We start from the raw sequence: 8,267 nt of genomic DNA, 5'->3' as shown, positions 1-8,267 counted from the left end.
GTCGGGACTTGCGCCGCTTTTGCCGGCCTCATCGCGAGCAGGCTCGCTCCCACAGGAATAGCGTCAACTTTGTGGGAGCGAGCCTGCTCGCGATAGCAATTGAACAGGCACTAGAAAACCATCGCTCTCTCAGCGCCCCCGATCACGACGCAGCAACTTGCGCACCCGCGCCACCAACTCACGCACGGCGAACGGTTTGAGCAGGTAGTCATCCTCATGCAGCTCCAACCCGCGCAGCCGGTCTTCAATGCCATCCGTGGTGGTCAGGAACAGCACCGGCGTTGCACCGAGCTGGCGGATCTGTTGCAACAGCTGCCAGCCGTTGAGGCCGGGCAACATCACATCAAGAATGATCAGATCGTACTCACCCGCTTCGATGAAGCGTCGCCCGGCCATGCCGTTGTCCGCCACATCCACCGCATAACCGGCTTCGCTCAGGCCCCGGGCCAGAAGCTTCGCGGTCTCGGGTTCGTCTTCCACTAACAGCAAACGCATGGCACACCTCGAATAATCATCACCACAGGCTAGGCGCCTTGGTGCACAAAGCCCATCACTAACGGTTATTTCGGATGAGACGGCCGACTCAGACGCTCGCCATCGCCCGCAACCGCCCTGCATCGAGGATCTCGATTTCGCCATAACTCAGGCTGAGAATGCCCTGGCCCTCCAGGTCCTTGAGGATCTGGTTGGTGGTCTGACGCGACAGCGAAAGCAACAACGCCAACTGCTCCTGCGGCAGCTGCAAGGTACGCCGTGCCGGTTCGATTTCACCGTAGCCGTCGGCGATCATCAGCAAGCGGTGCGCYACGCGGGCCGGGGCCGGCAGCAAGGTAAGCTGTTCGAGATTGATGAACGTCAGGCGCAATTTATGGCTCATCAGCAAGGCCAGCTGTCGCCAATAGTGTGGCTGTTCTTCGAGCATACCGAGCAGCGCTGCCTGCGGTATGTGCAACAGAATGCAGTGGCCCACGCCATAGGCGTCGTGGGTGCGTGGCTGGCCATCGAACAGACTGATTTCACCGAACCAGTGCGGCGGCTCGATCAGGCTCAACAACGCTTCCTTGCCCTGCTCGCTCACGGCGCCCACGCGCATCGCACCTTCGAGCACCGCGTACAGACCACACGGCGGATCGCCGCGCTTGAACAGCCGTTGCCCCGGCGACAACCGCCGCACGCGGGCCAGGGACAGCAGACTATCCTGTAACAAGGGCGGCAAATGGCTGAACCATTGCCCCTTCATCAGGCGTGACCGCCAGGCCTGCATATCCATGAAAACTCCAAGATGATTGTCGTCTGGCTGACAGAGCAACGACGGACCGCAGGGCATGATCGAGATCCCTACAGGAGGAATAACAATGAAAAGCCTCGTTGACCACCTCAGTCAATACGCCGCGTACCACCGTGACCCGCGCAACATCGCCAGCCACTTCATTGGCATTCCGCTGATCGTGGTCGCCGTCGCGGTGTTGCTGTCACGGCCAGGATGGCCGGTGGCCGGGCTCTGGCTGTCTCCTGCGGTGCTATTGGCGCTGGCGTCGGCGTGGTTCTATTTGCGCCTTGAAGTACGCCTTGGCGTGGTGATGACGGTGCTGCTGGGCCTGTCCGTTTGGCTAGGCCAGATTCTCGCGGCGCACAGCACCTTGCTCTGGTTGAGCAGTGGCATCGCGATGTTTGTGGTCGGCTGGGCGATCCAGTTTGTCGGCCATCACTACGAAGGACGCAAGCCGGCGTTTGTCGATGATGTGACGGGATTGATCGTCGGGCCGTTGTTTGTGGTGGCGGAATTGGCGTTTTTGCTGGGGTTGCGGCGTGAGCTGAAAGAGCAGATCGAGGCGCGGGCTGGTGGAGTGCGGATCAATCGGAAACGTGCTGCGGCGTAGGACGCCATCACGAGCAGGCTCGCTCCCACAGGGTTTTCGGTTGACCACAGGATTTGTGGTCAGCACCGGTCCATTGTGGGAGCGAGCCTGCTCCGGGCGGCGTTCCGACGATGCTTTTAGAGGTTGGCGACTTTCTGCCAGACCTTGGGCTTGAAGAACAGCGTCTCGCCCTTGGCCAGCCCGGTCAGGCTGTCGTGATCCTTCACCACTTCCGCTTCGATCAGTTCGCTCTGACCTTCGACCTTCAAGGTGATGCGGGTGGTCGCACCCAGCGGGCGGATATCACGTACTTGCGCCGCGTGGTGATCCGCAAGCTCGGTGCGCGACAGCGACACTTCATGAGGGCGGAACAGCACGTGATTGTCGTCGCCCAGGTGCAGACGGTTCGAATCACCGAGGAAGTGGTAGACGAAATCGCTGGCCGGGTTTTCGTAGACGTCGCCCGGTGAACCGATCTGCTCGATCACCCCCTTGTTCATCACCACGATGCGGTCGGCCACTTCCATCGCCTCTTCCTGGTCGTGGGTCACGAACACCGAGGTCAGGTTGATGTCTTCGTGCAACCGCGCCAGCCAGCGTCGCAGTTCTTTACGGACCTTGGCATCCAGCGCGCCAAAGGGTTCGTCGAGCAGCAAGACTTTCGGCTCGACCGCCAAGGCACGGGCCAAGGCGATGCGCTGACGCTGACCACCAGAGAGTTGTTCCGGGTAGCGATCCGACAGCCAATCCAGTTGCACCATGTTCAGCAGCTCATGGACTTTGACCGCGATCTGGCTTTCGCTCGGACGCTGGTTTTTCGGTTTCATGCGCAGGCCGAACGCAACGTTGTCGAACACCGTCATGTGGCGAAACAAGGCGTAGTGTTGAAACACGAAACCGACGTTGCGATCACGCACGTCGTGGCCGGAGACGTCTTCGCCATGGAACACGATGCTACCGGCGTCCGGGGTTTCCAGGCCGGCGATGATCCGCAGCAAAGTGGTTTTGCCGCAGCCGGACGGGCCGAGCAAGGCCACCAGCTCGCCGCTCTGGATGTCCAGGTTGATACTGTTCAGCGCCTTGAACGCGTTGAAGTTCTTGCTGACGTTACGGACTTCGATCGACATGAGTTATTCCTCCGCGGCGCTGGCGCGCAGGCGGTTAATACGGTTTTCGCTCCACTGCTTGAGCAGCAGGATGAAGAGCGCCAGGATCAGCAACAGGCTCGCAACGGCAAACGCGGCGACATGGTTGTATTCGTTGTAGAGGATCTCGACGTGCAGCGGCAGGGTGTTGGTCACCCCGCGAATGTGCCCGGATACCACTGACACCGCACCAAATTCACCCATCGCCCGCGCGGTACACAGCACCACGCCATAGATCAGGCCCCACTTGATGTTCGGCACCGTCACGTGCCAGAACATCTGCCAACCGTTGGCACCCAGCAGCCGCGCGGCTTCCTCTTCTTGCGTGCCCTGCTCCTGCATCAGCGGGATCAGCTCACGCGCAACAAACGGCACGGTGACGAAAATCGTCGCCAGCACGATGCCCGGCAGGGCGAAGACGATCTGGATATCGTGGTCCTGCAGCCATGGGCCAAAAATCCCTTGGGCACCGAACATCAGCACGTAAACCAGACCGGCGATCACCGGCGACACCGAGAACGGCAAGTCGATCAGGGTCACCAGCATGCTCTTGCCACGGAACGAGTATTTGCTCACGCACCAGGCCGCGCTGACGCCGAACACCAGGTTCAACGGCACCGAAATCAACACCGCAATGACGGTCAGTTTCAGGGCCGACAGAGCATCCGGTTCAAAGATCGCGGTGAAGAACGCACCAAGACCAAGCTTCAGGCCCTGGGACACCACGATGAACAGCGGCAGCAACAGGAACAGCACAAAAATCAGCCAGCCGAGACCGATCAGAATCCGCCGAGAAACGGCGCTGCCACGACGGGCTGCGTTGGCCGAAGACGCGGCGGCAATAGACGATTGGGACATTTTTCGCGCCTCCTTATGGGGTTTCGATGCGCCGCTGCAACAAGTTGATCAGCAGCAACAGGACGAAGGAAACCACCAGCATCAGCACGCCAATGGAGGTAGCGCCGGTGTAATCGTATTGGTCGAGCTTGACCATGATCAGCAGCGGGTGTAGGCGATCTTGAACCCCAGGTCCGCCGCGAACTGCCCGACCAGACCGGTCGGCGTGTACAGCGCGGTCAGTGCAATACCGGCCACGGCCGTCGGCAATGCAAACGGCAGATCGATCATCGCGTCGATGATCTTGCGTCCCGGGAAGGTGTAACGCACCAGCACCCAGGCCAGCAACGTGCCGATGATGCCATTGATGATCGCGGCATACAGCGCGGTGCCGAAACTGAGCTTCAATGCCGCCAGCACCCGTGGCGCCGAGATGATTGCCCAGAACTGATCCCAGGTGAGTTGAGCGGCATGCACGAACATCGCCGCCAAAGGTATGAGCACAATCAGACTGAGGTACACCAAGGTGTAGCCCAGCGTCAGCCCGAAGCCGGGTATGACGGGGGAGATACGACGCGACATAAAAGTCCCTGGTTGAGAACGCATCAATGTGGGAGCGAGCCTGCTCGCGAAAGCGGAGTATCAGACGACATGAATGTTGACTGATATCCCCCTCTTCGCGAGCAGGCTCGCTCCCACAGATATGTGCCTGAGCATCAGGCTAGTGGTGAGTCAGGTTACTGCGCCTGATAGATCTGGTCGAACACGCCACCGTCATTGAAGAATTTCGGTTGGGCGGATTTCCAGCCACCGAAATCCTTGTCGATGGTCACCAGCTCCAGGGTCGGGAACTGTTTGGCGTACTTGGCAGCCACGTCCTTGTCACGCGGGCGGTAGAAGTTTTTCGCAGCAATTTCCTGACCCGCCGGGCTGTACAAGTGCTTGAGGTAGGCTTCGGCGATTTGCTCGTTGCCCTTCTTCTCGGCGTTCTTGTCGACGACTGCGACCGGCGGTTCGGCGAGGATCGACAGCGAAGGCACGACGATGTCGAACTTGTCAGCGCCGCCCTGTTCTTTCAGCGCCAGGAAGGCTTCGTTTTCCCAGGCCAGCAACACATCACCCTGGCCGTTGTTGACGAAGGTAATGGTCGAACCGCGAGCACCAGTGTCGAGTACCGGGACGTGCTTGAACAGGGTCTGCACGTACTCTTTGGCCTTGGTTTCGTTACCGCCGTTGGCTTTCAGGCCATAGGCCCAGGCGGCGAGGAAATTCCAGCGCGCACCGCCGGAAGTTTTCGGGTTCGGGGTGATGACTTCAACACCGTTTTTTGTCAGGTCGCCCCAGTCCTTGATGCCTTTGGGATTGCCCTTGCGCACCAGGAACACGATGGTCGAGGTATACGGCGTGCTGGCGTCCGGCAGGCGTTTTTGCCAGTCGGCCGGCAGGGTCTTGCCGAGTTTGGCAATTTCGTCGATGTCACCGGCCAGGGCCAGGGTCACCACATCGGCCCGCAGACCATCAATCACCGCCCGGCCCTGTTTGCCCGAACCACCGTGAGATTGCTGGATCTTCACGTTGTCGCCAGCGTGGTCTTTCTTCCAGAAGTTGATGAACTCGGCGTTGTAGTCCTGATACAGCTCACGGGTCGGGTCGTACGACACGTTGAGCAGTTCATAATCCTTGGCAACCGCGGAACCGGCAAAAATGGCGCTGGCCAGAGCGGCCAAAGCGTAACGGCGAATCGACGACATGGTGCAGCTCCTGAATTCTTTTGTGTTGGCTGTTCTTATGGTTTTCCGGAATCGGGTTGCCGGTTCAAAGATCGCAGCCTTCGCCAGCGCCTACACCAATCCCCCCGTAGGAGCTGGCGGAGCCTGCGATCTTTTGATCTGTGCTTTAGCTCGGCTTGTTGCCCGGATTCTGCAAACGGAATTTCTCTTTGCGTTCGATCTGAACCACCTGCGCGTTGTGCACGGTGATCTCCACTGCCCCAAAGCGCAGATCGCGCAATGCGCTCTGGATCTCGCGCAAAATGGTGGCTTCGTCCTGGCCGTCAACGCTACGTAGAGATGCGCTCATGGTGCTGCTCCTTCAATGAGATGTGCCTGGCAGTGGCGGCACTGCTTACGGCGTGAGGGCAATAGTAGATAGGCGCAGATATTCTTAAAAATACTATTTAAGAATGTTTATATAACCTAAAGACATTATTTGACGTAGCAAGGGGTTGCGCGGAGGTTGAGCGCCGAAGATCAAAAGATCGCAGCCTGCGATCTTTTGATGTTTAACGAATGACGGGCGCCCGTGCCCAGTCCAGTTCGTGCGCCGGCATCGGTCGGCCAAACCAGTAACCCTGGCCCAGATCACAACCCTGCTCGAGCAAAAACGCCGCCTGCTCGACCTGCTCGATGCCTTCGGCGTGCACCTGCATGCCCATGCTTTGTGCAAGGGCGATGATCACTCGAGCAATCGCCGCATCGTCCTCATCTAACGGCAAGCCGGCGACAAATCCCTGGTCGATCTTGAGTTTCTGCACTGGCAGACGCTTGAGTCGCAGCAGCGACGAATAACCGGTACCAAAGTCATCAATGGCCAGCCGCACGCCCAGTTCACGCAGACGATGCATTTGTTCCAGCGCGACTTCCGGATCCTCCATCACCGCGCTTTCGGTCACTTCCAGTTCCAGGCACGCCGGGTCCAGTCCCGTGTCGTGCAGCACCTGGGCAACCCGCTCAAACAGTTCACGCCGGGCAAACAGGCGGGTAGAAACGTTCACCGCAATAAATGACAACACCACCCCGGCGTTCTGCCAGGCACACATCTGCTGACAGGCTTCTTGCATCACCCAGGCGTCAATCTCGGCGATCAACCCGGTGCGTTCGGCAATCGGAATGAACTCACCCGGCGGCACCAACCCGCGCTGCGGATGTTGCCAGCGAACCAGCGCTTCAACACCGATCAACTGGCTGGTTTTGAGGTCGTGCACCGGCTGGTAGTACACCCGCAATTCCTGCTGCTCCAGCGCGCGACGCAATTCGAAGGCCATCTCGACCCGGTGCTGGGCGTGGGCGGTCAACTCCTCGGTGTACAAGGCATAACCGTCGCGACCCGAGTTCTTGGCCTTGAACAACGCCGAATCGGCATTGCGCAGCAATTGTTCGGCGCTCAGCGCGTCGCTGGGGAACAGGCTGATACCGACACTGGCGTTGATGAACAACGGGTGAGCAGCGATGACAAACGGCTCTTTCAGACCCTCAATGATCCGCTGTGCCAACGCGGCCGCCTGCACCACTTGCGGACAGTGCTCGGCCAGCACGGCAAACTCGTCGCCGCCCAAACGCGCCAGCGTAAAACCGGGGCCAAACAGGCCTTGCAGGCGCACCGCCACYGCTTTGAGCAATTGATCGCCAACGTTATGCCCGAGGCTGTCGTTGATCATCTTGAAATGGTCCAGATCGATCATCAGCAACGCACACCCACGCTTGTGGATCTGTGCCGACGCCAGCGCCTGCTCGACGCGGTCGCTGAACAGCAGGCGATTGGGCAGGTCGGTCAGCGGGTCGTGGTGCGCCAGATGCGCGAGTTCGTGCTCGGAATTCTTGATCGCGCTGATATCGGAAAACACCGCCACATAGTGGCTGGGCTGACCGTGGTCATCGTGAATGACCCGGATGGTCTGCCATTGCGGATAAATTTCACCGCTTTTGCGCCGGTTCCAGATCTCGCCGCTCCATTCACGGGTGCGTTTCAGACTCTCGAACATTGCTTGATAGAAATCCGGCGGATGATGGCCGGACTTGAACAGGCTGGGACTCTGGCCCAACACCTCTTCGGCCTGATAACCGGTGATGTCCATAAAGGCCCGATTGACATGGACGATCACCCTCTGGCGATCAGTGACCAACACCCCTTCACGGGTGCAATCGAACACCGCCTGCGCCTGGCGCAATCGAGTGCGATCTTCGTGACGGTGGCGCAATTTGGCGCCGATCCCGAGAAAACACAGCAAATGCGCTCGGGCAATGAAGACAAATCCCGCGCTAAGCACCACCCAGACATAACCGTTGATCAGTTGCCATCGCTGAAGATCAGYAGATTCATCGAATAAATTGGTTAATAAATAACCAGTGAATTTCAGCCAAACGACAGAAAACACCAGGTAGAGCAGCGCTGCACGCAAGGCATCGCGATAAGAAGCAGACATTCGGTCGTCCATGGCCTTACAAAAAAGGTTGGAATTATAGATTAAAGAAACATCCCGCCACTCATATCTGAAAGCGCGACTGGTTTTATCTGTGTGCTGAGTGATAATGCGCCAGCTGTTTTTTTCTTTATCGAGGGCCATACAGCCTATGTGGTACGAAGGTTTACTCGGCTTGTCGCCCTGGCAACTGGTGGCAGTCACCCTGTTAATGACCCACATCACCAT

Annotated in this window: 8 protein-coding genes and 1 pseudogene; 1 reads left to right on the top strand and 8 read right to left on the bottom strand. The window is 58.7% G+C overall.

The window, feature by feature from the left end; genetic code table 11:
- Positions 1-129: 129 nt before the first annotated feature.
- Complete coding sequence (locus AC1DH9_RS23965) at positions 130-495, bottom strand: response regulator (protein WP_427543453.1); 366 nt, start codon at positions 493-495, stop codon at positions 130-132.
- 88 nt (positions 496-583) lie between these two features.
- Positions 584-1,270, bottom strand: coding sequence for a Crp/Fnr family transcriptional regulator (locus AC1DH9_RS23960; protein WP_427543456.1), 687 nt, complete (start codon positions 1,268-1,270; stop codon positions 584-586).
- Between the two features lie 85 nt (positions 1,271-1,355).
- Here AC1DH9_RS23960 and AC1DH9_RS23955 point away from each other — a divergent pair, with 85 nt between their 5' ends.
- Positions 1,356-1,880, top strand: a complete 525-nt coding sequence (locus AC1DH9_RS23955; protein WP_427543459.1) for an Mpo1 family 2-hydroxy fatty acid dioxygenase — start codon at positions 1,356-1,358, stop codon at positions 1,878-1,880.
- A 116-nt stretch (positions 1,881-1,996) separates the two neighbouring features.
- On the opposite strand, the gene AC1DH9_RS23950 is transcribed toward AC1DH9_RS23955, so the two are convergent.
- From AC1DH9_RS23950 to dibA, 6 genes and pseudogenes are all read right to left on the bottom strand, one after another.
- Positions 1,997-2,986: a sulfate/molybdate ABC transporter ATP-binding protein gene (locus tag AC1DH9_RS23950; RefSeq protein WP_054595059.1), complete on the bottom strand. Its 990-nt coding sequence runs from the start codon at positions 2,984-2,986 to the stop codon at positions 1,997-1,999.
- A 3-nt stretch (positions 2,987-2,989) separates the two neighbouring features.
- The gene (gene cysW, locus AC1DH9_RS23945; RefSeq protein ID WP_427543463.1) at positions 2,990-3,862 is read right to left on the bottom strand and encodes a sulfate ABC transporter permease subunit CysW; all 873 of its coding nucleotides are present in this window, start codon (positions 3,860-3,862) and stop codon (positions 2,990-2,992) included.
- 13 nt (positions 3,863-3,875) lie between these two features.
- A pseudogene (locus AC1DH9_RS23940) lies at positions 3,876-4,423 on the bottom strand (ABC transporter permease).
- A 155-nt stretch (positions 4,424-4,578) separates the two neighbouring features.
- Positions 4,579-5,592, bottom strand: coding sequence for a sulfate ABC transporter substrate-binding protein (locus AC1DH9_RS23935; protein ID WP_427543466.1), 1,014 nt, complete (start codon positions 5,590-5,592; stop codon positions 4,579-4,581).
- A 145-nt stretch (positions 5,593-5,737) separates the two neighbouring features.
- Complete coding sequence (gene oscA, locus AC1DH9_RS23930; RefSeq protein ID WP_007941032.1) at positions 5,738-5,920, bottom strand: sulfur starvation response protein OscA; 183 nt, start codon at positions 5,918-5,920, stop codon at positions 5,738-5,740.
- 202 nt (positions 5,921-6,122) lie between these two features.
- Entirely contained in the window at positions 6,123-8,042 is a 1,920-nt protein-coding gene (gene dibA / locus AC1DH9_RS23925) for a phosphodiesterase DibA (protein ID WP_477808894.1), read from the bottom strand.
- Positions 8,043-8,267: the final 225 nt, after the last annotated feature.

It is taken from the genome of Pseudomonas sp. 05T35 (genome assembly GCF_056396605.1).
The sequence above is the reverse complement of the archived record's forward strand: the minus strand, read 5'-3'. Positions and strand labels throughout refer to the sequence as shown.

Coding starts and splice junctions, on each gene's coding strand:
- oscA (WP_007941032.1), bottom strand. CDS start 5,920: ATGAGCGCATCTCTACGTAGCGTTGACGGCCAGGACGAAGCCACCATT.
- AC1DH9_RS23955 (WP_427543459.1), top strand. CDS start 1,356: ATGAAAAGCCTCGTTGACCACCTCAGTCAATACGCCGCGTACCACCGT.
- cysW (WP_427543463.1), bottom strand. CDS start 3,862: ATGTCCCAATCGTCTATTGCCGCCGCGTCTTCGGCCAACGCAGCCCGT.
- AC1DH9_RS23965 (WP_427543453.1), bottom strand. CDS start 495: ATGCGTTTGCTGTTAGTGGAAGACGAACCCGAGACCGCGAAGCTTCTG.
- AC1DH9_RS23935 (WP_427543466.1), bottom strand. CDS start 5,592: ATGTCGTCGATTCGCCGTTACGCTTTGGCCGCTCTGGCCAGCGCCATT.
- AC1DH9_RS23950 (WP_054595059.1), bottom strand. CDS start 2,986: ATGTCGATCGAAGTCCGTAACGTCAGCAAGAACTTCAACGCGTTCAAG.